This window comes from Polaromonas sp. Polasp52 (assembly GCF_059491565.1).
Map to the genome: position 1 here is coordinate 2,515,760 of NZ_CP168513.1, position 24,247 is coordinate 2,540,006.

General features: G+C 63.9%; 29 protein-coding genes. 10 read left to right on the top strand and 19 right to left on the bottom strand.

Features of this window, described 5'->3' with window-relative positions; translation table 11 throughout:
- Window positions 1–200 precede the first annotated feature (200 nt).
- Both ACEN9P_RS11815 and ACEN9P_RS11820 read left to right on the top strand, forming a co-directional pair.
- A complete protein-coding gene (locus ACEN9P_RS11815) occupies window positions 201–617 on the top strand; it encodes a MerR family transcriptional regulator (RefSeq protein ID WP_495622058.1) in 417 nt (138 codons plus the stop codon).
- A gap of 53 nt (window positions 618–670) precedes the next feature.
- On the top strand, window positions 671–1,669 hold the full coding sequence (locus tag ACEN9P_RS11820; protein ID WP_495622059.1) for an aldo/keto reductase: 999 nt from the start codon (window positions 671–673) through the stop codon (window positions 1,667–1,669).
- 19 nt (window positions 1,670–1,688) lie between these two features.
- On the opposite strand, the gene ACEN9P_RS11825 is transcribed toward ACEN9P_RS11820, so the two are convergent.
- Genes ACEN9P_RS11825 through ACEN9P_RS11835 form a run of 3 tightly spaced genes read right to left on the bottom strand, consistent with a single transcriptional unit; the run spans window position 1,689 to window position 4,525 of the window.
- Window positions 1,689–2,957 (bottom strand): sensor histidine kinase, encoded by a 1,269-nt coding sequence (locus tag ACEN9P_RS11825; protein WP_495622060.1) that lies wholly within the window; start codon window positions 2,955–2,957, stop codon window positions 1,689–1,691.
- Window positions 2,958–2,964: 7 nt separating this feature from the next.
- Window positions 2,965–3,672 (bottom strand): response regulator transcription factor, encoded by a 708-nt coding sequence (locus ACEN9P_RS11830; protein WP_477662263.1) that lies wholly within the window; start codon window positions 3,670–3,672, stop codon window positions 2,965–2,967.
- 46 nt (window positions 3,673–3,718) lie between these two features.
- The gene (locus ACEN9P_RS11835) at window positions 3,719–4,525 is read right to left on the bottom strand and encodes a MipA/OmpV family protein (protein ID WP_495622061.1); all 807 of its coding nucleotides are present in this window, start codon (window positions 4,523–4,525) and stop codon (window positions 3,719–3,721) included.
- A 191-nt stretch (window positions 4,526–4,716) separates the two neighbouring features.
- Here ACEN9P_RS11835 and ACEN9P_RS11840 point away from each other — a divergent pair, with 191 nt between their 5' ends.
- On the top strand, window positions 4,717–4,917 hold the full coding sequence (locus ACEN9P_RS11840; RefSeq protein WP_495622062.1) for a hypothetical protein: 201 nt from the start codon (window positions 4,717–4,719) through the stop codon (window positions 4,915–4,917).
- Between the two features lie 52 nt (window positions 4,918–4,969).
- On the opposite strand, the gene ACEN9P_RS11845 is transcribed toward ACEN9P_RS11840, so the two are convergent.
- From ACEN9P_RS11845 to ACEN9P_RS11855, 3 genes are read right to left on the bottom strand one after another with little or no spacing between them, the layout of a single operon-like run.
- A complete protein-coding gene (locus ACEN9P_RS11845) occupies window positions 4,970–5,872 on the bottom strand; it encodes a hypothetical protein (RefSeq protein WP_495622063.1) in 903 nt (300 codons plus the stop codon).
- A 49-nt stretch (window positions 5,873–5,921) separates the two neighbouring features.
- Window positions 5,922–6,281 (bottom strand): hypothetical protein, encoded by a 360-nt coding sequence (locus tag ACEN9P_RS11850; RefSeq protein ID WP_495622064.1) that lies wholly within the window; start codon window positions 6,279–6,281, stop codon window positions 5,922–5,924.
- Window positions 6,281–7,048, bottom strand: coding sequence for a tRNA-uridine aminocarboxypropyltransferase (locus tag ACEN9P_RS11855; RefSeq protein WP_495622065.1), 768 nt, complete (start codon window positions 7,046–7,048; stop codon window positions 6,281–6,283). The genes ACEN9P_RS11850 and ACEN9P_RS11855 overlap by 1 nt, the downstream gene beginning before the upstream one ends.
- A 351-nt stretch (window positions 7,049–7,399) precedes the next feature.
- Between ACEN9P_RS11855 and ACEN9P_RS11860 the strand changes: the two genes are divergently transcribed.
- Window positions 7,400–7,552, top strand: a complete 153-nt coding sequence (locus ACEN9P_RS11860) for a hypothetical protein (RefSeq protein WP_495622066.1) — start codon at window positions 7,400–7,402, stop codon at window positions 7,550–7,552.
- A 9-nt stretch (window positions 7,553–7,561) separates the two neighbouring features.
- On the opposite strand, the gene ACEN9P_RS11865 is transcribed toward ACEN9P_RS11860, so the two are convergent.
- Entirely contained in the window at window positions 7,562–8,236 is a 675-nt protein-coding gene (locus tag ACEN9P_RS11865) for a hypothetical protein (RefSeq protein ID WP_495622067.1), read from the bottom strand.
- Window positions 8,229–9,086, bottom strand: coding sequence for a ComEC/Rec2 family competence protein (locus ACEN9P_RS11870; RefSeq protein ID WP_495622068.1), 858 nt, complete (start codon window positions 9,084–9,086; stop codon window positions 8,229–8,231). The genes ACEN9P_RS11865 and ACEN9P_RS11870 overlap by 8 nt, the downstream gene beginning before the upstream one ends.
- Before the next feature lie 339 nt (window positions 9,087–9,425).
- On the opposite strand from ACEN9P_RS11870, the gene ACEN9P_RS11875 reads away from it, so the two are divergent.
- Window positions 9,426–9,848, top strand: a complete 423-nt coding sequence (locus ACEN9P_RS11875; RefSeq protein ID WP_495622069.1) for a YybH family protein — start codon at window positions 9,426–9,428, stop codon at window positions 9,846–9,848.
- A 173-nt stretch (window positions 9,849–10,021) separates the two neighbouring features.
- Here ACEN9P_RS11875 and ACEN9P_RS11880 read toward each other — a convergent pair whose 3' ends face one another.
- From ACEN9P_RS11880 to ACEN9P_RS11905, 6 genes are all read right to left on the bottom strand, one after another.
- The gene (locus ACEN9P_RS11880; RefSeq protein WP_495622070.1) at window positions 10,022–10,504 is read right to left on the bottom strand and encodes an Hsp20/alpha crystallin family protein; all 483 of its coding nucleotides are present in this window, start codon (window positions 10,502–10,504) and stop codon (window positions 10,022–10,024) included.
- Window positions 10,505–10,539: 35 nt separating this feature from the next.
- Window positions 10,540–10,983, bottom strand: coding sequence for an Hsp20/alpha crystallin family protein (locus ACEN9P_RS11885; RefSeq protein ID WP_074580293.1), 444 nt, complete (start codon window positions 10,981–10,983; stop codon window positions 10,540–10,542).
- Window positions 10,984–11,299: 316 nt separating this feature from the next.
- Window positions 11,300–11,548 carry a GlsB/YeaQ/YmgE family stress response membrane protein gene (locus ACEN9P_RS11890; protein WP_477662274.1) on the bottom strand — a complete coding sequence of 83 codons (249 nt, stop codon included), beginning with the start codon at window positions 11,546–11,548 and terminating at the stop codon, window positions 11,300–11,302.
- 199 nt (window positions 11,549–11,747) lie between these two features.
- Window positions 11,748–12,374 carry a LysE family translocator gene (locus tag ACEN9P_RS11895; protein WP_495622169.1) on the bottom strand — a complete coding sequence of 209 codons (627 nt, stop codon included), beginning with the start codon at window positions 12,372–12,374 and terminating at the stop codon, window positions 11,748–11,750.
- Window positions 12,375–12,557: 183 nt separating this feature from the next.
- The gene (locus tag ACEN9P_RS11900) at window positions 12,558–13,373 is read right to left on the bottom strand and encodes a DUF4189 domain-containing protein (protein WP_495622071.1); all 816 of its coding nucleotides are present in this window, start codon (window positions 13,371–13,373) and stop codon (window positions 12,558–12,560) included.
- A 254-nt stretch (window positions 13,374–13,627) separates the two neighbouring features.
- The gene (locus ACEN9P_RS11905; RefSeq protein ID WP_495622072.1) at window positions 13,628–14,755 is read right to left on the bottom strand and encodes a threonine synthase; all 1,128 of its coding nucleotides are present in this window, start codon (window positions 14,753–14,755) and stop codon (window positions 13,628–13,630) included.
- A 194-nt stretch (window positions 14,756–14,949) separates the two neighbouring features.
- Here ACEN9P_RS11905 and ACEN9P_RS11910 point away from each other — a divergent pair, with 194 nt between their 5' ends.
- Window positions 14,950–15,603 carry a helix-turn-helix transcriptional regulator gene (locus tag ACEN9P_RS11910; RefSeq protein ID WP_477715821.1) on the top strand — a complete coding sequence of 218 codons (654 nt, stop codon included), beginning with the start codon at window positions 14,950–14,952 and terminating at the stop codon, window positions 15,601–15,603.
- A gap of 219 nt (window positions 15,604–15,822) precedes the next feature.
- Window positions 15,823–17,922, top strand: coding sequence for a D-(-)-3-hydroxybutyrate oligomer hydrolase (locus ACEN9P_RS11915; RefSeq protein ID WP_495622073.1), 2,100 nt, complete (start codon window positions 15,823–15,825; stop codon window positions 17,920–17,922).
- Between the two features lie 649 nt (window positions 17,923–18,571).
- On the opposite strand, the gene ACEN9P_RS11920 is transcribed toward ACEN9P_RS11915, so the two are convergent.
- Both ACEN9P_RS11920 and ACEN9P_RS11925 read right to left on the bottom strand, forming a co-directional pair.
- Entirely contained in the window at window positions 18,572–18,970 is a 399-nt protein-coding gene (locus tag ACEN9P_RS11920) for a response regulator (RefSeq protein ID WP_477664826.1), read from the bottom strand.
- Between the two features lie 200 nt (window positions 18,971–19,170).
- Window positions 19,171–19,647 carry an FKBP-type peptidyl-prolyl cis-trans isomerase gene (locus tag ACEN9P_RS11925; RefSeq protein ID WP_413326419.1) on the bottom strand — a complete coding sequence of 159 codons (477 nt, stop codon included), beginning with the start codon at window positions 19,645–19,647 and terminating at the stop codon, window positions 19,171–19,173.
- Window positions 19,648–19,833: 186 nt separating this feature from the next.
- Here ACEN9P_RS11925 and ACEN9P_RS11930 point away from each other — a divergent pair, with 186 nt between their 5' ends.
- The 3 genes from ACEN9P_RS11930 to ypfH all read left to right on the top strand — a co-directional run bounded on the left by ACEN9P_RS11930 (window position 19,834) and on the right by ypfH (window position 21,949).
- Window positions 19,834–20,301: an Rrf2 family transcriptional regulator gene (locus ACEN9P_RS11930; protein WP_477715818.1), complete on the top strand. Its 468-nt coding sequence runs from the start codon at window positions 19,834–19,836 to the stop codon at window positions 20,299–20,301.
- Window positions 20,291–21,220, top strand: coding sequence for an NAD(P)/FAD-dependent oxidoreductase (locus ACEN9P_RS11935; RefSeq protein ID WP_495622074.1), 930 nt, complete (start codon window positions 20,291–20,293; stop codon window positions 21,218–21,220). Before ACEN9P_RS11930 ends, ACEN9P_RS11935 begins: the two co-directional genes overlap by 11 nt.
- A gap of 81 nt (window positions 21,221–21,301) precedes the next feature.
- Complete coding sequence (gene ypfH, locus ACEN9P_RS11940; RefSeq protein ID WP_495622075.1) at window positions 21,302–21,949, top strand: esterase; 648 nt, start codon at window positions 21,302–21,304, stop codon at window positions 21,947–21,949.
- A gap of 3 nt (window positions 21,950–21,952) precedes the next feature.
- On the opposite strand, the gene ACEN9P_RS11945 is transcribed toward ypfH, so the two are convergent.
- Genes ACEN9P_RS11945 through ACEN9P_RS11955 form a run of 3 tightly spaced genes read right to left on the bottom strand, consistent with a single transcriptional unit; the run spans window position 21,953 to window position 24,159 of the window.
- Entirely contained in the window at window positions 21,953–22,621 is a 669-nt protein-coding gene (locus ACEN9P_RS11945; protein ID WP_495622076.1) for an SPOR domain-containing protein, read from the bottom strand.
- A complete protein-coding gene (locus ACEN9P_RS11950) occupies window positions 22,615–23,496 on the bottom strand; it encodes a biotin--[acetyl-CoA-carboxylase] ligase (RefSeq protein ID WP_495622077.1) in 882 nt (293 codons plus the stop codon). The genes ACEN9P_RS11945 and ACEN9P_RS11950 overlap by 7 nt, the downstream gene beginning before the upstream one ends.
- Window positions 23,497–23,556: 60 nt before the next feature.
- A complete protein-coding gene (locus tag ACEN9P_RS11955) occupies window positions 23,557–24,159 on the bottom strand; it encodes an SET domain-containing protein (RefSeq protein ID WP_495622170.1) in 603 nt (200 codons plus the stop codon).
- Between the last annotated feature and the right edge of the window lie 88 nt (window positions 24,160–24,247).

Consider the following 24,247-nt stretch of genomic DNA (forward strand, 5'->3'; position numbering starts at 1 on the left):
CGCCGGCAAGATTTTCAGAGCTTTTTGATCCTGTGGTCGGATGTCTTCATCTGTGTAAATCTGCGTAATCTGCGGATAAATTCAAATGAAGGGCCTGCATTCAAGGCACAGGCCTCGGCACAACGACCCAACAATGCCAATAGGGTTTTTTCGGCGGACTCGCTTGACTTAGAGCGCGCTCGAAGTCTTAAAGTCAAGCCATGACTGATGCACCCACTGTTTCCCTGACCATCGCCGAAGCCGCCCAGGCCTCGGGCCTGAGCGCCTACACCCTGCGCTATTACGAACAGATAGGCCTGATCGCCCCCATAGACAGGCGCAGCGGCGCGCGCCGCTACAACGATGCCGACATGCGCTGGCTGGACTTTCTGGTGCGGCTGCGCGCCACCGGCATGTCCATGCGCGACATGCAGCGTTATGCCCAGCTGCTGCGCATAGGCAATTCTTCCGCGGCCAGCATGGCTGAACGCCAGGCCCTGCTCGAGGCCCATGCCGAACGCCTCGAGGCCGAGATACGCACCCAGCGCGAGACCCTGGCCTATATACGCAAAAAAATCCGCCTCTATGAAGAGATGCGCGACCAGCCCCAACCCGCCAAGCTCGCCAAACGCGCTTGACCCCCTGACTCCATACCCCCATCCACCCAACCCACTGTTAAAGGACACACACCATGATCAAAACCCGTACCCTGGGCCGAAACGGCCCGCAAGTCTCCGCCATCGGCCTGGGCTGCATGGGCATGAGCGAGTTTTATGCGAACCGCGACGACACCGAATCCATCGCCACCCTTCACCATGCGCTGGACAAAGGCCTCAACTTCCTCGACACCTCCGACATCTACGGCCCGCACACCAACGAGCTACTGATAGGCAAGGCCATCGCCGGCCGGCGCAAGGACGTGTTCATCGCCACAAAATTCGGCATCACCCGCGACCCGGCCAATGATGCCGTGCGCGGTGTCAACGGCCGGCCCGAATATGTCAAAGCCGCCTGCGAGGCCAGCCTCAAGCGCCTCGGCATTGAGCAGATAGACCTGTATTACCAGCACCGCGTCGACAAAACCGTGCCGATTGAAGACACGGTAGGCGCCATGGCCGAGCTGGTGAAGGCCGGCAAGGTGCGTTACCTGGGCTTGTCGGAAGCCTCGGCCGCCACCCTCACGCGCGCCTGCAAGGTCCACCCGATTGCCGCGCTGCAAAGCGAGTACTCGCTGTGGACACGCGACCCCGAAGCCACAGGCACCCTGGCCGCCTGCCGTGAAAACGGCGTGGCCTTTGTCGCCTACTCGCCGCTGGGCCGCGGCTTTTTGACGGGCGCCTTCAGCAAACCTGAAGACCTGCCCGCCGACGACTACCGCCGCAAGTTCTCGCCGCGCTTTGCCGAAGAAAACTTCAAGCGCAACCTCGCGCTGGTCGACGCCGTCAAAAGCCTGGCCGCCGCCAAGGGCGTGACCGCTTCGCAAATCGCGCTGGCCTGGGTGCTGGCCCAGGGCGAAGACATCATCCCGATTCCCGGCACCAAGCGCCGCACTTATCTGGACCAGAACATTGCCGCGCTCGATGTGAAGCTGAGTGGCGCCGAACTGGCCGAGCTGGACAAGGCTTTCCCGCCTGATGCCGCCGCCGGTTTGCGCTACCCGGCGTCGTTTCTGGGCTTGGTGAATGTCTGAAGTTAGAAACTAGAAGCGGCTAGAAGCGGATCTCCACCACCGAGCCTTTGGCCACCGCCGACGAAATCGCGAGCGACCATTTGAAGCGCTCGCAGATCCGCTTCGTCAAAAACAGCCCCAACCCCCGGCCGCCGCCGGGCTTCATGGACGTCTGCAAGGCCACGCTGTAGCTGCGCGCGGCCTCCACCGCGTCAAAGCCCTCCCCGGAGTCGCTCACCCGCAGCCTTTGCGGCGTGAGGCTGACCGTGACGTCCCCCTTCTGGGTGTTCTCGGCCGCGTTCCGCAGAAGGTTGGCAATGACGATCCTGACCATCGCTTCCGGCGCGTTGACCGAAAGGCTCGCGCACTCCACCAGCACAAAGCGCGCGGGCTTGAAGGCCAGCAGGTGTTCATGGTCCTGCATCAGCTCCTGCAAAATCAGGTCGACCCGGGTGGTTTCCATCCTCGCGTTGCCGTCCGGCTCGCGCGACAGGTACAGCAGGGCGCCCATGGTTTCGGTCAGGTTGTCGACCGTGCCGCGAATCCGCTCCAGCGGGCCTTTCGCCTGCGCGGGCAGCGTTTGCCTGGCCAGCACGTCCACCGCGCCGCTGATCACCGCGACCGGGGTGCGGAACTCATGGCTGGCCTGGTCCAGCAGGCTGCGTTCCCGCTCGATAAAGCGCTCCACCCTTTCCAGGTGGCGATTGACTTGCACCGCGATGTCGTGCAGCTCCGCCTGCGGGTAGTCGACCGACAGCCGCTGCGAGGGCTGCTCCGGGTCCAGGGCCTCCATGCGCTGCGCCAGCGCCCTGGCCGGCTTGCGCAGGCTGCCGTGAAGCCACAGCAGCGTCGCGCCCACCAGCGCCAGGTTGACCAGCACAAAGACCAGGCCGCCTATGCCGACCTTGTTCTGCAGCTGCTCGATGTCGGTCATGTCGATGACGGTGACCACGCGGCCGTCCGCGACCGGCGTCACCAGGGCCGCGTAGTCGTGCTCGTCAAACCGGTCCAGGTCCTCTTCGCTGTAGAACCCGGCGGGCAGCGTGGCCAGGTAGGCCGGCATGTCGGCAGGCAATGCCGTGCCGTTCCTGACGTGCCATCCCCTGTAGGCGCCCTGTGTCGGCAAAGACACGGGCTGCGTGCCCTTGCTGCCGGCAATGTAATGCTCAGTGGTCGAGCGCAGTATCTGCTCCCACACCGGGTGCGTGATCATCACCTGGCCGAAGCCCACCGAGACGGTGACGCCCACAGCCAGCAACACCCCGAACGCGACAAACAGCGCGCTGATGCGCCAGTGCAAGTCGAACATGCGTGTTTTATTCGCCATCCTGCACCCGTATGCTGTAGCCCTGCCCGAACACCGTGTGCAGGATTTTGCGGTCCCCCTCGCCATCGACTTCCTTTCGCAGCAAGTGCATGTGCGACCTCAGGATGTCCTTGTCCAGGGTCCGCTCGCCCCAGATCTGCGCTTCCAGGTGTTCGCGGCTCACGATGTGCGGCGAGCGGCGCATCAAGACCTCCAGTATCTGCCGCCGTATCGGTGACAGCGACAGCTCGCGGTCTCCCCGGGTGATCACCAGCGACTGCAGGTTAAAGCGCAGGTCACCGGCTTGCAGCACCTGCCCCGGGGCCTGCGCCGCATGGCTGCGCGTCACCAGCACCCGCAGCCGCATTTCCAGTTCAGGCAGCGCGACCGGCTTGACAAGGTAGTCGTCGGCCCCGGCCGCAAAGCCCTGCAGCTTGCTGTCCAGCTGGTCTTTCGCCGTCAGCATGATCACCGGCGTCCTCGACTTGAGTTGGTCCCGCAGCTGCGTGAGCATGGCCAGGCCGTCCATGCGCGGCATCATCCAGTCCAGCACGATCGCGTCGTAGTGGTTCGCCTGCACCATGCCCAGGCCCGACTTGCCGTCGGGCGCGGCGTCGGGCTTGTGGCCGCAGGCCTCCAGGTAGTCGTAGATGTTCGCCGCCATGGGCGCGTTGTCCTCGACGATCAGGATGCTGAGCGGGCCTTCAATCATCTCCATCTCGGTCCTTCATCTCGGTTCCCTATCGGTCCGACATCCGCCGGCTTCAGAATTTTCGGGAAACGCCGACAAACACGGAGGTTACGCCCTTGGCGTCCCTGTCCACCAAGGGGCTGTTGCGGATCTTGCCCGGCAGCGCGCTGTAAGACAGGCCGCCCGCCAGAATCCACTTGTCCGCGAAGGGCCGCGTCACGTCCACCCCGACACGCGGAATCACCGCGCTGCCCGGCTTGTAGTTCACCACACCCCGCGCCACTTCCGCGTCCAGCGTGCCGTAGTAGTAGTTGGCCAGCTTGCTGGAGTAATGGCTGACCGCGACGTGGGGCGTGACCGTGGCCGGTCCCCACTGCAGCGGATAGCCATACTTGGCCGAGGCCTCGTAACCCTTGCTCGCGCCCGACACATCGGCCTTCAGCGCCAGCTCCACCACGCCCATCGTGCCTTTGAAAGACCCGGCAATCCCCAGGTCCAGGCCGTTGTCGCGGTCTTCCAGCAGGCTGCGGTTGATGCCCCGGGCCGCGAGCTCGGCCACGCCGAAATCCTCTTTCTTGATGCCGCCCAGCCGGGCGCCCAGGGTGGCATCGAATGTGAAACCGTCGCGGCTGAGCAGGTGGTAACCCCCGCTGATCCCGCGCCAGAAGAACTTCTCGCCCTGGTAGCTGACCAGCGGCACCGCCCGAAGTTTGGCACTTTCCCCGGCATAAATGTCGGTCCTGGCCGCCACCCCCAGCCCCAGGCCCCAGGGTGAGTCCCCGGGCTCGGGCCTGGGCTGCGCATAAACGCCCGTAGTGCCCGTCAATGCCGACAGCAACACCACAGCGGCGGGAACAACGACAGCAGATCTGCGCTTCATAGGGAACTCCTCCTGGACGGTTTCTGGAAAAAGGCCGCCGGCGGACCGCCGGGCTGCACGCACTGTGCCGCCCCGCTGTCGCGGAGATGTCGCGGCCGCGAAACACGCATCGCGACATCCCGGCGACAGCCAGCGCCCACCATCAGCGCCTTTGCTTTCCCTTTCCTTTTTTTGAAACCGGACACACCAGCATGACAAAACGCCAAGCCCGCCCTGACGCCGCCTCTTCCGCAGCTTCCCCGGCCGCGAAACCCGCATCCCTTGCCGGTGCAGAAAGCCCGCGCCCGCTCAAGCGCGAGCCCTGCGCCCCGCCCGCCTTGCCGCTTTTTTCGATGTACTTTCTGGGCGCATGGGCCGGCAATCCCGGCGCGGTGCGCGGGCGCAAGCGATGAATGGGGCCACGCGCAAAAAAAAGCCAGGCAAGCAGCCTGGCCGATCGCTTGTTTACTTGTCCGTGCCGGGAAAGTAAGGCGCGCCCTGTATCGCCGTCAGTGGCAGATAAAACGTTTTCACCGGCACCAACGGCGGCGGTTTCACGGATGTCGCGCGCCCGGCCGCTATCTCTGCGGCTTCTTCATCGCTGGGGCGTTTGGCCTCGGCCAGCGCTGGCTGTATGCAGGCGGTGCGAATCCTTTGCAGCGCTTTTTCCGGCAGTTCCTTGCGCACGCCAAAGCGGCGGCCGTCCACATGCAGCACCTCGTCGTCTTTCAGTGTGGCGCGCAAGTCCAGCGGCGGGCTGCCAAACGCCCGGTTGTAGCCCACGCGCAGCATGTTCACATCGCCACGCCGGTACTGCACCACGCGCAGCCGCTTGGGTTGGCGCATGTCATCACCTTCCACGTCGCCCATATAAAAGTAGCGCACCTGCGCCGCCGGCATGGGCGGCAGCTTGTAGCTTGAAGACCAGCCGTTGTGGTCGGCGTTGAACAGCGGGCGCATCGTGGTGGGCAGCGCTTCGTCGCCCGAGGTGGCAAACACCGGTGACGTCGCGTCAGAAAGCGAGCTGCCATGAAAGTCAAACGCCACGCTCGCCTTCTGCTCAGCCGCCGCGCGGCCAAAGGCGGGGAAGACGGAGCCGATTTGCCGCACTTCCTCCAGGCGTACACCATGGCCCTCGGCCTTCCAGCGCCCGCCGGCCAGCATGTCCAGCGAGCCGCCCATAAAAGCAAAACAAAAGGTGTTGTCGTCCAGCAGCATCAGCTGCGTCCGCGAATCCACCGAGCCCTGGGTGTAGCCGCCCACATAGGGCTTCTCGGCCTCGGTCAGCGCCTGCGCGGCGGCCAGCGGCAGCAGGCAGAGGGTGAAAGTGGCAAGCGTGGTGTTCAGAAGCTGAAGGCGTGGGTGCATGGGCAGTCTGGTGAAGTTGGGTCAGTCAATGTATGGCAGTTGTGTTTGCCTAGAGAAGGCCAAAGCAGGCGCGGTAGGTGTCCGTGGATATCTGGGCTTGAACAAACATCAAGGCCACCGCGCTGCCGAGAAAAAGCGCAGCCCATAGCCAGCCTGTAAGAACCATGGAGTCGAGCTCTGCATCCTGGAGCTTCTTATGCTCACCACGCCACAAGTACTGCTGCATGGCAGCGCTCTGCATGTCACCCTCCACAAACCAGAGCTTGCGCTGGGCCAGGTCCGCCCACACCTCGGGATGCTTTTGCCGCAAATGGGATGCCAGCTTTCCCTCGCGCAGCGCCCCACCGATGAAGGCACCCACCAACCCGATGATGGCCAAGGCATGCAGCAGGGTCAGGGGGCTGCACATCAGGACGTACCTGCGGGAGGTAACCGCAGCCCACTTAAACGCCGGTGCGCCGCGTCTTCCAGATCCAAAGGCTGCTGCTGCTTGGCTTTTAAATAGTGATTCGTGAACACGTCCAGGTAAGCCTCCAGCGTCTCGGCCACCCGCGCCTCACCGGCCAGCGCAAAACACAAAGCCGCCACTTCCGAGGTGCAGAAATGTTCATCCTTCTGCGAGCGCCTGAGCTTGTAGCGCGAAAGCTGCTCGCTCTGCAAACTGAGCACCGGCAAATGGTTGAGGTAAGGGCTTTTGCGAAACATTTTTCGCGCCTCGGGCCAGGTCGCGTCCAGCAGCACAAACAGCGGGCGCTTGGCTTGGTGACTATTGTTGTTATCGGCTGGCGCGATGATGGCCGGCAACTCCGTCACCACCCGCTCCGCCGCCACAAACTCGCCGGGGAAGACCAGATACGGTTGCCACTGCGGGTCCGCCAGCAAAGCCAGCAAGCCAGGCTCCACCTCGGTGCGTGCCCAGCCAAAGGCAAACGTATCGGCCACCACATCGGCAATCAGCCAGCCCGTGTTGCTGGGCTTGAGCGCCTCGATATCCGCCATCACCAGGCACACACCGGCATTGACATGCGGCGTCACCGGCCGCAAGGCACACATGCAGTGGCTGGGCACCAGCCGGCAACCGGCACAACGGACGTTACGCGGCCCGCCACGGGCTAAAAAAGGCTTGGAGGCACGCGCCAGGCGGGCTGTGCGCAGGCGGGAGACGGCGTGGGGCATGGAAAGATTGAAGGTGAGTTGACTGGCCGCATGACCCGTGCGATGAGTACGTCCTGCGCAACTCTATTGACGAATTCAAGGAGCGTTGCGTTGATTGTCGTTTCGTGAAGTCGACGACATCAAGCACGACATCTCGGACTGTCGAAGATTGGCCGTGGTGAATTTATCCACAGATTCTGGTGTGCAGAACGCTAACTCCCGAGGTTTCATAGGAAAACCCTGAAGCAAGCCGAAATTTTAGGAGGGTTTTGCACCCTATTTCCCCCGGTTATCCACAGCCTTATCCCGCGCGAAATTTGAAACCTGGCGTAAGCTTTCCGCAAAAGAATCCATCGCTTTACGGAAGAGATCATGAATATCAAGTTCGACCACTTACCCAGTCCATCTAAGCTGATTACGACCATGGACAAGCATCCCGTGGGCGCCAGTCTCTTCGTCGCTGTCTTATCGATACTTTCGCTGGTGGCGGTGGTTTTTGCGGGGTTATGGATTCTGCTGCGATGACAGCCCTGATTAGACTGTGGGACTTTTTGCTTTCGAGGTCCTCTTCACGGTTGACTTCTTTGGATCTGTTGAAGAGTGAAGCACGAGCACATTCGTGACGAAGCGAATTCCCGAGTTTCTACCGGCAAGAGCGCACAGCAGGTACTGAATAAAAAACAGTATAAAAGCTGGAATCGCCGCTTGCGAGAAAACAAAGTACAGCCCAATTGGGACCATGACTAAGAGCGAAAAAGAAAGCGCGGCTAGCTCACGAAAGAGTAATGACAGCTTGTGACTTTCTACTACTGACACCTCGCTACCCACTTTTTTGTAGAGCGCATACCAAAAAGTGTTCTGTTCTTTAGGTTTATTCGGTAGTGGGCCGACAATTTTTTCTAAGGCAACCATGTCAATTCTGCTGTCTTTCGGCCCATACACCGTGAATGCTCTATGACCCGGAAGAACTTCAGTGACTCGCCAATAAGTCAAAGTGTCCTTTAATTCAACGGGAATGATGGCGATCAAGAGTAGTGCAACTATCGGCAAGAAAGTTGTAAGCGCGAATCGCGCAGCCATGGCCTTCGTTGGCCATTCGCCAAGATACTCCAGACAGACCGTGGCTACTAACAGTGCAATATCAAGGGCAAGAGCTGCGCAGATCCACGGCAAGTTTTGTGCCTTTAGCGACTTTCCAGTATTAGCCACTAATTACCTCTGTGCGGACCGTGAAATTTTGAGCCACATCGAAGTGAATCCACCCGTCGTCTCGTGTTGTTAGTACGTAGCGAGTGGTACCGTCTGTCAGCTTTACTCCGCCGCAGTGATTTTTGTATGTCTGGCTCATTCCCTTCTGCGTCTCGTGATCAATCTGCTTATCCGAAAAGACCACGCAATGCGGCTTAAAGTGGTCAAATATTTCTTTGCAGTACCCACTCTCTCGCCCATGGTGTGACGCTACGAGCACATTGGTACCCGCCAATTTCGCGACGAACTTGGGGTCCTTGAGGAGGGAAAGCCATCCCGCTCGCTCTAGATCGCCCGGAAAAAGTATCTTGAAATTACCGTACTCAAAAAACACGGCAAGACTCAGATCGTTGGTGTTTTGGAATGCGGGATAGCTATTGCTGAACGAAGTGAACGTGATGCCTCCCATATTCGAATCAAAAGGGGCAGCTATTGGATGGGTGTACGTCTCGTGAATACTCAAGAATCGCTCGATGTCGTCAGAAAGTTTGGCATTGCCAGCTGACTTTTGTTTGATCGCTCGAAGATCTGCAGCACTAATTTTTCCATTACGAATTAGGGCTTTGACATTGACATTTGCTTTCCACAGTCCATCTAGGTCACTCATGTGATCGTGGTCAGCGTTCGTTATGAAAAGGTAGTCAAGCTCAGTGCGCTTGAGGACATCTTTGATGTGTTTGCTGGGATACCAATCCTCATCATTGTTGTGACCGGAATCGATCATTGCAAGCTTCGAAGAGTTACTGTGTAAAAGCATGGCACATGCGCCATGCTGTACATCCCAGATCCTGATCTTCATGGTTCCGTTCATATGGCCCCCTCCTGGTTTGATGTCGTATGGGAATCGGAGTTACGACTGTCTCTAAAAAAGGACATGGTCGTCGAAGGTTGGAGGCTGAATCTCATAGCAGTTTCTCTTGGATGCGACATGAGAGACAGGCCCAATACGCCCCTAACACTTTGTGACAAGCATCATGAACCCGAAGCTGTGTCGTGGCCATGGTGCTTTTGCGATCCAGATAGTTATTTCGCGCGTGAATATTCACCAAACCGCTCGCGTGGTGCGACTTCTCCGCTTTCCCCCTCCTCCCTTGTCCTACGCCACGCCCCGCGCCCTCGGCTTACCTTGCTCCTTTTAAGGGGACAAGCCATGAGCCAGCACCAGGACTTCCAGTCCTTTATGAAGGCGCGCCAGCATGCCGCGAGCGCGTATGTCAGCGGCAATGCCGCGCCGCTTGCGCGTGTGGTCGCGCATGCATCGCCGGCCACCTTTATGGGGCCGGGCGGCGGTACCGTGCAGGGCGCGGACGCGGTGTGGTCGCGTTATGAGCACGATGCCCAGCTGTTTGAGCCGGGCAGCACCACGGAGTTTGAAATCCTGGACATGGCGGCGGGTGACACCGTCGCCTACTGGACGGGGTATCAAAAAGCGCAGGCCCATATGAAGGGCAAGCCTGAGGCGATTCCGATGACGCTGCGGGTGACTGAAGTGTTTCGGCTGGAGGGCGATGCCTGGAAGCTGGTGCACAGGCATGCGGACCCGTTGGCTGAGCCTGGGGCCAAGAAGCCTTAGTTGGAGAACTCCTTCGCTCGCTGGGGGAAGGTGGGGAGGGGGGCTGGTGGCGGCTGGTGTTTCGCTGCGTCTGCTTAAAGGCCGCTGGCCCCCACCCCAACCCTCCCCCAGTGGGGGAGGGAGTCAGTCAGGGGAGAGGGGACAGGGCGAGCGCCCCGGCCCGTTCTTTCCGCTCAAGCCACCTTGACGTTAATCCGCCGCGGCTGCGCGTGCGCGGCCTTGGGGATGCGCAGCTTGAGCACGCCCTGGGCGAGTTCGGCCGTCACGTTCTCGGTGTCCAGCTCCTTGCTGAGGCTGAAGACGCGGTGAAAACGTCCCAGGCCCACCTCGGTGTGGCTGGACTGCAGGCCTTCGGGCGCGGCCAGGGCGGAGTCGGCCTCAATGGTCAGGGTGTCGGCCTCGACCTGCAGCTTGAGGTTCTCCTTGGGCACGCCGGGTAGGTCGGCATACAGGGTGATGCCTGTGCTGTCCTCGACCACGTCGACGGGTGGCGTGAGCGTGGCATTGGCATAACGCGCCGGCTGCCGGCCACGCTGCTGCGACTGCCGCGCGAGTTCGTTGGACGTGTCGCCGTTCTGCAGGGCTGCGTTGCCGTAGCCGTTGCTGGCGGGGTTGGTGGTGTTACCGGTGCTTTGGGTGGATTTGTTGCCGAACATGTTTGGCCTCCTTTCTTTGCCAATCAATGTGCCCGTTAGTGGATGGTGATGCGGCGCGGCTGTGCGGCCGCGCGGCGCTGGATGCTGATATGGACCAGGCCGTCCTTGAAGCTGGCCTCGACGGCGTCGGGGTCGGCATCCTCGGGCAGGCTGATCACGCGGCGGAAGCTGCCGGCAAAACGCTCGTTGATGTGCAGCGTGGACTGCGCGCCGGCCTGGGCCTGGGGCAGCTCGGACTTGCGCTCGCCGGCGATGGTGAGCATGCCGCGCTCCAGGTCAATCTCCAGGGTTTTGGGGTCTACGCCGGGGGCGAAGGCATAGACCTCCACCGTCTGCGGCGTGCCGCCTATGTTGAGGGCGGGAAAGCCGCCGCGGCCGAAGCCGCGTATGTTGGGAGACAGCTCAAGCGCCTGCTGAATCTCGCGTTGCAGGCGGTCCATCTCCCCGAACATGTCGTAGGGAAACAGGGATCGAAACATGGCGATTACCTCCATTCAGGTTGAACATGGTCATGAATGGCGCCGGACCGGCGGCTCGGCGCCCGGATGGAGGAATTAGGAATTCGGCGGCGAATTTCAAGAGGGGCAAAAGCGCGTTTGCGTTTGCTGGTTGTTGCGGCGGTTTGTTGCGGGGGGCGCGCCGGAATTTTTAAGACTTTTTTCGCAAATCGCCGCGCCCGTTTGGCGGCCGCCTGCCCCCACCCTGGCCCTTTCCCGGAGGAAGAGGGCGCCAGACCGGGGAGGCGCAGGGACAGGCCCCGCACGCCCGGACTGCGCGTGCGGGCTGTCGTGCGGGCTACTTCCTGGCCACCACCATTCGGTAAACCAGCAGCAGCACGATGGCGCCCAGCACGCCGGCGATAAAGCCTGCCGTCTCGCCGTTCTGGTACCAGCCCATGGCCGCGCCTACATAGGTGGCGATGAAGGAGCCGGCAATACCGATGAGCACGGTGATGATGAAGCCGCCGGGGTCGCGGCCTGGCATCAGGAACTTGGCGACAAGGCCGATCAGAAAGCCGATAAGAATGGTCCAGAGTATGGTCATGTTGTTCTCTCCTGGTGATGGATGTTGCGGGGGCGCTTGCCTGCCGGGCGGCCCTTGCGGCCGGCCCCGTGCCTGCCCCTGATAGCGTGGCGGGCACCGGTGCTGCGGCCTATCGGCGGGAAATCCGCGCAGGTGTAGGAGAAGGCGGACGGCGGTGTTTTTCCGTCTTCCCCTGGGAGAGAGGGGGAAAGACGCTTGATTAAGGCCGGCGCTCAAACGCCAGCTTGAGTCCCAGCCCGACCAGGATGGCGCCGCTGCTGCGGTACACCCACTTGAGCACCGCGGGCCGGCTGCGCAGCCAGCCCGAGAGCCTGCCGGCGCCGTAGCCGACCGGGCCTTTGACGACAAAGGTCAGGATGGCAAAACTCAGGCCCAGCGCAAAGACGGCGAGTGTGGGGTGGCTGGCGCCGGGCATGACGAACTGCGGCAAAAAGGCGAAATAAAAGACTGCGACCTTGGGGTTGGAGACATTGGACAGCGCGCCGTCCAGGAACAGCCGGCCCATGGAGCGCGGGGCCGCGCCTTCGACCTGCAGCGTGCTGTCCTTGCTGCGCAGCAGGCCTATGCCGATGTAGATCAGGTAAGCGGCGCCCACGAGTTTGAGCGCGACAAACAGCCATTCGGACGTGCGCAAGATCGCGCCCAGGCCCAGGGTGGCCAGCACGGTGTGGCCTATAAGGCCGACGCTGACACCGGCGGCGGTGGCCACGCCGGCCGCGGAGCCCTGCGCAACGGAGCGTGACATGACGAGGACCATGTCCTGCCCGGGCGTGATGATCACGACCAGCGAGGTGAGGATAAACAGCAGCCAGGAGACTTCGGTCAACAACAGCATGGCGGATTCCTTTGGGGTGGCTGTCACTATATCGCTGCTGCTTCGCTCCTTCCCCCGCTGGGGGAAGGCTGGGATGGGGGCCTGGGGCGCTTGATGTTTCGCCGCGCCTGTTTGAAGGCCACCCTACCCTCCCCCAGCGGGGGAGGGAGTGAAACGGGGACTGTGCTTAAACGCCTACTTCCGACTGATGACCACCGCGCCACCCACGCCCTTGGCGTCGGAGTTATTGCCCCGCAGCAGGTTGTTGCTGCCTATGGTCAGGGTGTAGTTGTCGGCGTTGTAGACGCCCGTGCCCTGCAGGTAAACCGGGTTGCTGCCGTTGACGATCACGGTGTTGCCTTGCACGGTAATAGACGCATCCTGCTGCACGCGTTTGGCGATGCCTTCGGTGTTGACAAAAGCCAGCACCAGTACGCCGCGGTAGCTGTTGTTGCCCGTGCTCTGGGTCACGCGCAGGCTGCCGTTGGCGGTGTAGCCGGTGGGCGAGACGTAGTCCACCAGCCATTCGCCCAGCATGGCGAAGCCGCCGGCGGCCGGTTTGCTGCTGTTGTTGTTATTGCTGTTGCTGCTGACTTGGGGAGTGGGCGCTGCTTCGACCGAGGTCTTGGTGGCATCGCAGCCCCAGGAGCGCACCTTGCAGCTGGAGCCGCCTCTTTCGCGGCATTCAGACATGGCGCGAGCCTGGGCGTTGGAACTGTTGGCGGCCGTGCCCCAGCCATAGGCGTTGGAGCCCTTGGCCTGGTCGGCGGCATAGGCGCCGCATTGGCCGCCGCCAAAGCGCAGCACGACGGCGCAGTCGCTGCCGCATTCGCGCATGGCGCGCGCGTCGGCCTGGTCGGTGCTGGGGTGGTTAAACGAGAAGCCGTATTTTTCGCCCTGCAGCGAATCGATGGCCAGCGAGCCCGCGGCCATGGCCTGGCCGCCCGCGAACAGCACAAACATGCCCAGCGCCAGCCTGGCGACGAGCGCCTTCAATCCCAAACTCATCATGGTTCTTTCCCTCCAAGGAAATGGTGTTGTCATTGCCGCGCGGGTGGGGCCCATGCCGGCGTTTGTAGTCCTTTAGTAGACAGGGAAATTATGCGGGAATTGGGGCTTGGGAGGGCGGGGTTTTTACGCCTTCCCCCGCTGGGGGAAGGTTGGGATGGGGGCCGGCGGCGGGTGATGTTGCGCCGCGCCTGTTTGAAGGCCGTACTGGCCCCCACCCTACCCTCCCCCAGCGGGGGAGGGAAAGAAGAGGAACACTAGCCGCCAAACAGCTCCGTCATGAACTGCGTGGACTTGAGTCCCGTGCCGGTCAGCAGCACCACCGTGCTTTCACTCGCCTTGATCGCACCCGAGGCCTGCAACACTTCCAGCGCCGCGGCGGCCGAGGAACTGGTGGGCTCGGCATACAGGCCCATGCCGGCCAGGCGGCGCACGGCCGCGGCGATCTGCGCTTCTGTCAGGGCCACGGTGCCGCCGCCCGATTCGCGTATCGCCTGGAGCAGTTCCGGCAGGCGTATGGGCCGCTTGATGGCCGTGCCTTCGGCGATCGTGGGTTTGACGGCGCGCTCCACGGGGCCGTCGTTGCCGGCCTTGAAGCTCGCGTCTATGGGCGAACAGTTGAGCGGCTGGGCCGCGAAGAGTTTGGGCAGCTTCTTGATCTGGCCCGAAGCCAGCAGCTCGCTGAAGCCAATGTGGCAGCCCAGCACATTGCTGCCGGCACCCGCCGGGATGATGATGTTGTCGGGCGCCTTGAAGCCCAGGTCTTCCCAGAGTTCATAGGCGATGGACTTGGTGCCCTGCAAAAAGAAGGGATGCCAGTTGTGGCTGGCGTAGAAGATGTTGTCCGACTGGCGTATCGCCTCGTATTCGGATTCCTCGCGCGGGCCTTCGACCAGCTGCACCTCGGCGCCAAAAGCGCGTATCTGCGCGACCTTCGGTAGCGGCGTGTAGCTGGGCGCGAGTATCTTGACTTGGATGCCGGCCGCCGCGCCCGCGGCCGCAATCGCCGCACCGCCGTTGCCCGAGCTGTCTTCGAGGATGTGGGCTATGCCCAGCTGCTTGAGGAAGGACACCATCACGCTGGCACCGCGGTCTTTAAAACTGCTGGTGGGGTTGAACCATTCGAGCTTGAACAGCGGCGAGAGCCCGCCCCAGGATTTTTCGACCAGGGGCGTGCAGCCTTCGCCCATGCTGGCGCGGCTGTCGATTGGCAGCGGCAGGGCCGCGCGGTAGCGCCAGAGCGAGCGCTCGCGTGTGTCGATCTCGTCGCGGCTGATGCCGGGCAGCGCGCTCAGCATCAGGGGGTTGCCGGCGTCGGAGCGCCAGCGGCGGTCGCTCAGCGGATAGTGTTTGCCGGTGCGGGGGTCTAGGTAGTGGGCTTGCATGGGGGCTTTCAGGTGCTTGAAACAAAGTCCAGTTTCTGGATAATATATCTAGTACTAGACAAATAGTCAAACATCTGCTCTCACTCCCTCCCCCGCTGGGGGAGGGCTGGGGTGGGGGCCAGCGGCCTCCAAATCCACACACTCGGATACGATGGGCCACCAGACAATTTGTCTGAATTCTGAAAACCACCGCCATGCCCAAAGCACCCGCCAAGCCCCCCCAGCCCGCCAGCAAGCCCAGCAACAAGCACCTGCTCGCCGAGCTGAAAAACATCGCCGAAGGCCTGGGCAAGACTTTTGCGCCCTTTTGCGAGGTGGTGGTGCACGACCTCACGCATCCCAAAAACGCCATCCTCGCGATTGAAAACAATTTAAGCGGCCGGCGCGTGGGCCAGCCCGCGACCGAGCTGGGCCTTGCGCGCATCCAGGACCCGGACTACCCCGCGGTGATCGCCAACTACGCCAACCAGTTCGCCGACGGCCGCAAGGTCAAAAGCACCTCGGTGGGCATACGCAATGAGGAAGGCGACTATGTGGCCGCCATCTGCCTCAATGTGGACCTGACCCTGTTCAACGGCTTCCAGGCCGCGATGGGCCAGTTCACCGCGATTGAAAGCAGCGCCGTGACCGAGACCCTGGACGCGGCGAACGCCGACCGCATCCAGCAGTGCATAGACGACTTCGCCGCCGCGCGCGCGACGACCGCGCGCTCGCTGCGGCCGGCGGACCGCAAGCAGCTGGTGCAGGACTTGAAGAAGGCCGGCTACCTGGAGATACGCCGCGGCGCGGAGATCGCGGCCGCGCACATGGGGGTGTCGCGGGCTACGGTGTACAGCGACGCGAAGTAGGGATTCGGCGGCCGCTGGCCCTCACCCCTGCCCTCTCCCAGAGGGAGAGGGAGTAAGTCCCCGCTCCCTCTGGGAGAGGGTTAGGGTGAGGGCCGACGGCCGCACAAAAGCCCAGAGGCAAAACCCTTACAAATGAATCCGCCAAAAGCGCGCAGCCAGGCGCGCTTGACCCGATGATGATGGTCGCGGCAGCAGCCGGACAACACCACGGAGGACGAGATGCAAAACACCATCACCACAGGCCTGGGCCTGCTCACGGCGGCCGCCTTGCTGGCCGGCTGCGGCAGCGGCGCGGGCGAACCCAAGAACACCAAGCCGGCCTTTCTGGGCCCCATCAGCGTCGGTGTGTACGACGGCGGTAACGACGACCTGCTGACCGCGGGCCTGGGCAAGACCGGGCTGGGCGGCGCGGCGCCGCAGCCGGCGGACCCGCTGAAGCCGACGCCGGCCGAGCTGCGCCGCATCGCGATTTACAACAACTACCGCGCGATTCTCGACATCTCGCCGGCCGGCGGTTACGGCACGCTCTACGGCCCGAATGTGGATGCGCGCGGCGTCGTCACCACCGGCGAGGGCAAGATCCCCGGCACCGAATACATCGCCTACTCGGACGACGGCAGCGGCCGCCACAACGTGACCATGATGGTGCAGGTACCGGCCAGCTTTAACCCGGCCAGCGCCTGCATCGTGACCGGCACCTCCAGCGGCTCGCGCGGCGTTTACGGCGCGATAGGCTCATCCGGCGAATGGGGTTTGAAGAACGGCTGCGCCGTGGCCTATACCGACAAGGGCACTGGCAGCGGCATGCACGACCTGCAAAACAACACCGTGCATTTGCAGAACGGCCTGCGCGCCGATGCGGTGGCGGCCGGCATCACGTCCAACTTCACGGCCGCCATCAGCCCGGCCGAGCGCACGGCCTTTAACGCGGCCACGCCCAACCGTTTTGCCGTCAAGCATGCGCATTCGCAGCAGAACTCCGAAAAAGACTGGGGCCGCTTCACCTTGCAGGCGGTGGAGTTTGCCTACTATGTGCTCAACGAACGTTATGGCGCGCCGGCGCGCGACGGCGTGTCGCGCCTGCGCACGCTGACACCGGCCAACACCATCGTGATCGCCTCCAGCGTGTCCAACGGCGCGGGCGCGGCGCTGGCCGCGGCCGAGCTCGACACGCGCGGGCTGATCAGCGGCGTGGCGGTCGGCGAGCCGCAGGTGCAGCTGGTGCCCGACAGCCGGCTCAGCGTGCGGCGCGGCAACACCACGCTGGCCGGCACCGGCCGGCCGCTGTACGACTACACCACGCTGGCCAATCTGCTGCAGCCCTGCGCCGCGCTGCTCTCGCCCGCGACCAATGTGTTTAACACCATCAACCCGGCGATTGCCGCGAACCGCTGCGCGGCGCTCAAGGCCCAGGGCCTTGTCAACGGCAACACTCCGGCCGAGCAGGCGGCAGGCGCCATGGCGGTGCTGCAGGCCGCGGGCTGGCAACCCGAAAGCAACGACCTGCAGGCCTCGCACTATTCATTTGCCACCTTGCCGGTGGCGCTGACCTATGCCAATGCCTATGGCCGTTTCGGCGTGCAGGACAACCTGTGCGGCTACAGCTTTGCCGCCACGGCCCCGGCCACCGCACCCACACCGAATGTGCCGGTGCCGGTTTCCCCCGCCGCACTGGCGACCTCCTTCGGCACCGGCAACGGCGTGCCGCCCACGGCCGGCGTCAGCATCGTCAACAACCTCAGCGTGGGCGGCCCGCTGCTGGACGCGGCCTCGGTGTCGGCCGGCAATGTGCAGGACTACAACAGCCAGGGCGCACTGTGCCTGCGCGCCCTGGTGGCCGGCAACAGCCCCGCAGGCCTGCGCGTGCGCGAAGGCATACAACAAGTGCTGCGCACCGCCAACCTGCAAGGCAAGCCGGCCCTCATCGTGCACGGCCGCTCCGACACCCTGGTGCCGGTGGCACTGACTTCACGGCCCTACTTCGGCCTCAACAAAATGGTCGAAGGCCAGGCCAGCAAGCTCTCCTACATCGAAGTCACCAACGCCCAGCACTTCGACGCCTTTTTGGGATTTCCGGGGTACGGCGCGCGCCTGGTGCCGCTGCACCGGTATTTCATTCAGGCGATGGACATGATGTACGCCCACCTCAAGACCGGCGCGCCGCTGCCGGGTAGTCAGGTTGTGCGGACTGTGCCGCGCGGGCAGACAGGCACTGTTGCGAATCCGATTACGCTGGCCAACGTACCGGCTATTCAGTTGGTGCCGGATGCTGGCGACCGGATCAGCTTTGTTAATAACGTTGTGACGGTTGCTGATTGAGGATTGGCTGCGCCGGCGGGGTTCTTGTTTGTTCCGACGGCGTGTCCATCTCTGAGAGTTGCTGGCCGGGGTTGCCCGGCGGCAACTCACTTTTCTTTGCTTCGCCAAAGAAAAGTAAGCAAAAGAAAGGCGACCCGCAGTCTGGGTCCCTCCGCTGCGCTACGGGCAACCTGCGCTGCTCGACTGCGGAGGGGGTCTGGCTAAACTCGCTACGCTGCGCTTCGCTCAAACAACGCCAGCCCTTATCCCTCCTCCGTCTGCGCTGCTCGGCCCAGCCAGGACGGGGCAAGCGGGAGCGGGGACAGAAGACAAATACCAAAGAAAAAATCAATACAAACAAGGACACGCCATGGCGTGTCCTTGTGGTTTTTGGTATTGGTATTTTTGTCCCCACCCCTTGTGTATGCGCCGAGGAGCGCAGGTTCAGGCGGATCAGGGATCGCGTTGTTTGAGCGAAGCGAGTTTAGCGAGACCCCGCCTGAACCGAGCACCGCAGGTTGCCCGTAGCGAAGCGGAGGGACGCAGACACCAGGGTCGCCTTTCTTTTGCTTACTTTTCTTTGGCGAAGCAAAGAAAAGTGAGTTGCCGCCGGGCAACCCCGGCCAGCAGGAGTCAGAGGGGAGCGCCCCGCTGGAGCAAGACCCGGCTGTTACTGCGTCGGGGGCAGAACCCCGTCAAGGCTGTCGGCATGGCGTTGGCAAAACCTCACCAGCTTCTCTACATCATGCGACTTGTCAAAAATCTCATCCGCCCCCAGCTCGCGGCAACGAATCATGAGGTTCTCCTGGTTGTGGCTGGTCAGCACCACGACCTTCTGGCTGGGTTTGCGGTGCTGGCAGTCCTTGAGCACGCCGAAGCCCGAACCCTCGGCGAGGAACAGGTCGACGATGGCCAGGTCCCAATCCTGGTGAGAGCCTAACCACTGTCGTGCGCCGGTTTCGGAATCGGCGTGGCCGACAAAGCGCAGCGGCGCGATTTCTTCCATGGCTTCCACCAAGGTATTGCGTATGTCCGGCTTGTCCTCGACAAGAAACGCGTTGATGACCATGGAGCCCCCGAAGTTAATCCATGAAGTTAGCCGCCATCCCGCGCCCTACCTGTCGTCGGGCTCCTTCGGGATGTGTAGGCTGAGTCCCACTTTAGGACAACGGCCGTCTTTTAGCCGTAACTACGGGTAACGCGGGCAATATTACCGGCCGCCATCCGCCGGCCGGTTGGCTGGCGGCGACCAGTGGCGATTTGTAAATATCAGTGGTGGTGGCCGTGCTCGCCGTGGACGTGGCGGTGGGCGATTTCCTCTTCAGAGGCGGCGCGCACGTCGGTCACCTTGAGGGTAAAGCGCAGGGCCTTGCCGGCCAGCGGGTGGTTGCCGTCCAGCATGACGGTGTCGCCCTTGATCTTGGTGACGTTGAAGACATGCCGGCGGCCGTCTTCGCCGCGGCCCTCGAGCTGGCCGCCGACCTTGACTCCGGGCGGGAACTGCGTGCGCGGAATGGTCTGCACCAGGCTTTCGTCGCGCAGGCCAAAAGCGTCCTGCGGCTCCAGCGCCAGCACGGTCTGGAAGCCCGGCTCCTTGCCGTCCAGCGCTTCCTCGATCTTGGGCAGGGTGTTGCCGTAGCCGCCGTGCAGGTAAACCATGGGCGCGTTGCTTTGTTCAACCAGCTTGCCCTGGGCGTCCGCCACCTTGTAGCTAAGTGTGACGGCGGTGTCTTTTGCGATTTTCATGGTGTTTTTCCGGGTATCCGGGATGCATGTCCCGTGCATAAAAGCGCTGATTTTCGCCCAGCCGGCGCCGGCGGGCCGGACGGCACCGGATTCGGAGGCATTGGCCCCTGGCCGCGTGGGGCTTTGGGGTGGCCCGGCCGGCGGGCGGCGGCCGCATCCCTAGAATCATGCAACATGATAAGTTACATGAAATCCAAAGGCCGGCTTTCGGCCGTGCTGCATGCCCTGCTGCACATGGCCCACCGCGGCGGGCCCATGACGTCGGAGGAACTCGCGGCCTGCCTGCGCACGCACGCGGTGGTGGTGCGGCGCACCATGGCCGGCCTGCGCGAGGCGGGTTTTGTGGTGTCCGAGCGCGGCCACGGCGGCGGCTGGGTGCTGGCGCGCGACCTGGCATCGGTCACCTTGCTGGATGTGCAGATGGCCGTTGGTGATGCCGGCGGCGCGGCGGATGGCGACGGCCCGCATGCCGACGGCTGCGTCATCGAGCAGTCGGTGCAGCGTGCGCTGGCCGGCAGCCTGCGCGAGGCCGAGGCCTTGCTGATGAAGCGCCTGGGCGAGGTCACGCTGGCCGACCTGTCGGCCGATTTCAACCGTGCCATGGCCGCCCATGCGGCGCGCCATCCCTCGCCGGAGGCCCCCCATGCTGCATGACGCCATCATTGTGGGCGGCAGCTTTGCCGGGCTGTCCGCCGCGCTGCAGCTGGCGCGCGCCAGGCGGCAGGTGCTGGTGATAGACGCGGGCCTGCCGCGCAACCGCTTTGCCGCCGAATCGCACGGCGTGCTGGGCCATGACGGCAAGCCGGGCGCGCAGGTCCTGGCCGAGGCCAGGCAGCAGCTGCAGGCCTACCCGACGGTGAAACTCTTCAGCGGCCGCGTGAGCCGCGTGGACAGCGGTGAGGCCGGTTTTGTGGTGGAAGCCGATGAGGGCATGCGCTGGTTCACCGGTCGCCGCCTGCTGCTGGCCACCGGCGTGGCCGACGTGCTGCCCGAGATACCCGGGCTGCAGGAACGCTGGGGCAAGACCGTGGTGCACTGCCCTTATTGCCATGGTTACGAGATTGGCGGTGGCGCGGTGGGCGTGCTGGGCGCCGGGCCCATGTCGGTGCACCAGGCGCTGCTGTTTGCCGACTGGGGCGAGGTGACGCTGTTCACGCAAGATGTGGTGCAGCTGTCGCCCGAAGACAGGGCCTCGCTGGCCGTGCGCAAGGTGAAGGTCGAGGCTTCGCCCATCACCGAATTGCAGGGTGCCGCGCCCGCGCTGGACGGTGTGCTGCTGCGGGACGGCCGCCGGGTGCCGCTCAAGGCGCTGCTGGTGGGCGCCCAGGTGCGCATGGCCTGCCCGCTGGCCGCGGCGCTGGGCTGCGCCCTTGACGACACGCCCATGGGGCCCGTCGTGCGCGTCGATGCCTGGGGCCAGACCAGCGTGGCCGGTGTCTATGCGGGCGGCGACATGGCCCGCGTGCCGCACAGCATCACTTTTGCCTGCGCGAGCGGCGTGGCGGCCGGCATAGGCCTGCATGCCTCGCTGGTGATGCAGGACGCGCACAGCGGCGAAACGGCCCCGGCATAGCGGGCTCGGCTAAAGTGGTTGAAAGCCGCCGCGAAGGCCCCAATTGCCTTTTTTCAGCCCCTTCTACTGCCCTGCCCCGCCATGAATCCCCTGGACACCGTCACCATTGAACTGCTGCCTGCCGGCGCCACACCGCGCCAGCTGTTTGTGCTGCTGCACGACGCGGGCGGCTCGGCCGCCGACATGCTGGAGCTGGGCAACCTGCTGGGCGGCGCCTTTCCCGAGGCCGCCGTGCTGATCCCCGAGGGCCTGACGGGCCCGCATGCCGATGCGGCCGGCGCCGCCGCGGCCGGGCTGGACGATGCGGCGGCACTGGCCGCGCGCGTGGAGGCATTGGCTGCCTATCTGCGCGCGCAGCAGCAGCGCTTTGAGGTGCTGCAGTCGGACACCGCGCTGGCCGGCTTTGGCGCGGGCGCCAGCCTGGCGCTGGCGCTCAGCGATGCGCACGACGGCCTGGCGGGCCGCCTGCTGTCCTTTGGCGGCGGCTACCAGGTCTGGCCGGCCCGCGCACCCGCGCTGACCACCCTGCATTTGCTGCACGGCCAGAACGACGAGGTCGTGCCGCTGGCGCGCACACGCAGCGATTTTGACCACCTGATGGAGCTGGGCGCCGACGCAACCCTGGACGTGGCCCGCTCGCTGGGCCATGAGCTGCACCCGGCGCTGATGGACCAGGCGGTCACACGGCTGCAGACTTGTGTGCCGTTAAGGGCCTGGAAGGCAGTTTGAGATTTACTGGCAGGCCTGGAGTGGCTTGCCGGCCAGCTGCGGCTTGAGTGCTTCCAGCTTGGCCTTGAGCGCCGCGTCGGCGGCCGGCAGCTTGAGCAGCTGGCCGCGCGATTCGGGCCGCTCCAGCACCACCTTGGCGGTGCGCACGCCGCGCGTGGCCACCTTGGCCAGTTCGCGTTCGGCTTCCGCCTGGGATGTGTAGTGGCCCAGTGACAGGCCGGGTCCCAGCGCGGGATTGACCAGGGCTTCAAAGGACACGCCCAGGCCGCGCAGCTCGCTGCGTTTTTTGTTGAGGGCGTCCTCGTTGCTGTACTTGCCCATGTAGACGATCCAGCGGCCCGGCTCCACGCCGCTTTCCAGCGTCCAGCTGCCTATGGGGAAGCTGCTTTCAAGGCCGGCGCGCAGCGCGCTGCTTTGTTCGGGGCTGAAGAGGCCGGCCTGCAGGCATTCGGGGGCGGGCTGCGCCGCGGGCGCGGGGCTGGGTTCGCTTTCGATCTGGCGTGCCTCGGCGGTGGTGAGCAGCCGCATGGCCTCGGGCCGTATTTGCTGGGCCAGGCGCTGCGGCTCGGCCTGGACGGCCGGGGCAAAACCGTAGTCGGCCAGCAGGCCGTGCGTCCAGGCGAAATAGCCGGCATTGGCCAGCAGCAGGGCCAGCACCAGCAGCCTCAGCATGGGCGCGCGCCTTGCGGGTTGTGGGCTGACACGGGCCGCACGCTGACTTCGGAACTGGTGATTTCTTTCATGCCAGCCGCAGTATGCACCAGCAGCGCGCCGTTTTCGGCGGCGCCGTGGGCCGTGCCGGTGGTGCCGTCGGACAGCTGCACGGCGCGGCCCGCGAGCACGTCGCGCGCCGCGAAACGCGCCTGGAAGGGCGCGAAACCGAAGCGCTCAAAGGCCTGCACCGCCTGCACCAGCGGCGGGATGATGCGCAGCAGGGTGGCCGGCGCGTCGAGTTCGGGCAGCAGCTCCTGCAGGCCGCCGGGCGGGATGGCGGGCAGGGCTGCCGCCGATGCCGCAGGTGTGGCCGGATCCAGCGCCATGGCGCGGATGTTGATGCCTATGCCTATGACCACATAACGAATGCCTTCCCAGCTCGCGGTCTCGACCAGGATGCCGGCCAGCTTGCGCTCGCCCTGGGGCGTGGACAGCCAGAGGTCGTTGGGCCATTTAAGGCCTATGCGCGGTTTGCCGCCCGGCGCCAGGGGCTCCAGGCTGTCGGCCACGCTGACGCCGGCCACCAGCGACAGGCCCGACCAGTCGGTGGGCGCCAGCGGCAGGCCCAGGGAGAAGGTCAGGCTGTCGCCGCGCCGGCTTTGCCACTGGCGGCCCAGGCGGCCGCGGCCGGCGGTTTGCTGCTCGGCCACCAACAGCAGCGGTTCGGGCCTGGGCTCCACGCCGGGGCTGCCGCGGAAGCGGCGCATGAGTTCGGTGTTGCTGGAGTCGATCTCGGGCAGCACCTCGACCGTGAAGCCCGGCAGCGAGGGCGCCAGGGCCTCCCAGAGGGCCTCGGCGGGCCAGCGTATGGGGTTGGGTGAGGGGGTGCTCATGAAAAGCTCAGGGGCCCGGGGATCCGGCCGGGGCCGGCCTGGGAACCGGTGAGTACCGGCTCAGTCCTTCTTTTTCTTCTTGGGCTTTTTGTCGGCTTTCTTGTCAGCCTTCTTTTCCGACTTCTTCTTGTCGGCTTTGGCTTCGGCCTTTTTGCCGGATTTCTTCTTGCCTTTGGCTTTTTTCTTTTCGTCGTCCTTGGGCGCCAGCAGGGTGCCGCGGCAGTTCTTGGCGCCGCACCAGCAGGGGTATTCGGCCAGCAGTTTCTTGGTATAGGGCGCGTCGATGATCAGGCCGTAGTCATAGAACAGCTCTTCGCCGGCCTTGATGTTGCGCAGCGCCTTGATGAAGACCCGGCCTTCTTCCTCGTCGGCTTCGCAGTTGGGCTTGCAGCTGTGGTTGATCCAGCGCGAGGAATTGCCGCCGTGCTTGGCGTCAATCACATGGTCTTCGTCGATGTGGAAGTAGAAGGTGTGGTTCGGGTCCTTGGGGTCGTGCGGGTGGCGGCGCAGCGCTTCCTTCCAGTTGATGACCTCGCCCACGTACTCGATCAGGGTCTCGCCCTCGGCCAGGTCCTGCACGGCGAACACGCCCTTGCCGTGCACGCCGGAGCGCCGTGTCTGGATACGCCGGCCGTCGGCGGCGGGCGCCGGCGCGGGGGGCATGGAAGAAAGGGGCGCGATGGGCGCATTGGCCTGGTTTTTTGACACGGGATATTTTTTTGGTATGGTTAATTCATGCATGTGCGCGTGC